Consider the following 1029-nt stretch of genomic DNA (forward strand, 5'->3'; position numbering starts at 1 on the left):
CGCCGCCGGCCAGGCCACCGGCGGAACTCGCATCGCCGCCCGAGGCCGCACGGCCGCAGCGGCGAGTGCCGCAGTCGCACCCGACTGCGCCGCTGACTCGCTGACCGCCACCGGTTCCGCCCGCGCCCTCCCGGCGACCACCGCCGCCGACCCGCTAGACGCGGCCGACGCCGCCGACCTGCTACTGGCGGCCGACGTCGCCGACCCGCTCCCTGACGCTGACGGCGTCCGAGTCGAGGACGCGGCGAGCGTGGGCAGCGGTGGCGGGCGGGCGGCGCCGGTGGTGCGCCCGTACCCCGGCTTGGAAGCCCTCGTCCCGTGATCCTCCGCAACCTTCGGAGCAGCCCCGTGAGCACCTCTCCCCCGGAGCGCCAGCTCCCGATCCGGCGAGCGCTGCTCGTCGGCGTCAGCTACACGATCCCGTTCGTCGCCGCCGGTGGCCTGCTCCAGGCCCTCGGCACCCTGCTGGCCGGCGACGCCGCGTCCGGCGTCCCGATCAGCCCGCTGCAGCGCACCGGTGCCCTCGTCTTCTCGGTGGGAACGCTCGCCTTCGGCCTGCTCGCGCCGGTGCTGGCCGCGGCCGTGGCGTACGCGCTCGCCGGGCGACCCGGTCTCGTTCCCGGACTGACCACCGGTGTGGCCGCCACCGCGGCCGGCGCCGGTTTCCTCGGCGGGCTCCTCGGTGGCGTCACCGCCGGGGTCGCCGCCCACCTGCTCGCACGGGTCCGCGGCCCGGACTGGACGCACGGCCCGCTCGCCATCGTCGTCCTGCCGGTCGTCGCGACGCTGTTCGCAGCCGGGCTGATGCTGGGCCTGCTCGGACCGCCGCTCGCGCTGGTCACCGCGGTCCTCACCGACTGGCTCGGCAGCCTGGACGGCTCCTCCGCGATCCTGCTCGGCGCCGTGCTCGGCCTGATGACCGCGATCGATCTCGGCGGCCCGATCAACAAGGTCGCGTACACGTTCGCCGCGACCGGCGTCCTGAGCAGCCCCGTCGCTCTCCCCGGCAGCCCCGCCGCGGCCGCGGTG

1 protein-coding gene and 1 pseudogene are annotated in these 1029 nt (G+C 76.8%); both read left to right on the plus strand.

Annotated features, from left to right (window positions below; genetic code table 11):
- A pseudogene (locus ABEB28_RS40060) lies at positions 1–322 on the plus strand (hypothetical protein); the annotation flags it as partial.
- Positions 323–348: 26 nt separating this feature from the next.
- Positions 349–1029 (plus strand): fructose-specific PTS transporter subunit EIIC (locus ABEB28_RS40065; RefSeq protein WP_345733544.1); only part of this gene is annotated, 681 nt, incomplete at its 3' end.

Origin of the sequence: Cryptosporangium minutisporangium, from assembly GCF_039536245.1 — a bacterium.
Classification (GTDB): domain Bacteria; phylum Actinomycetota; class Actinomycetes; order Mycobacteriales; family Cryptosporangiaceae; genus Cryptosporangium; species Cryptosporangium minutisporangium.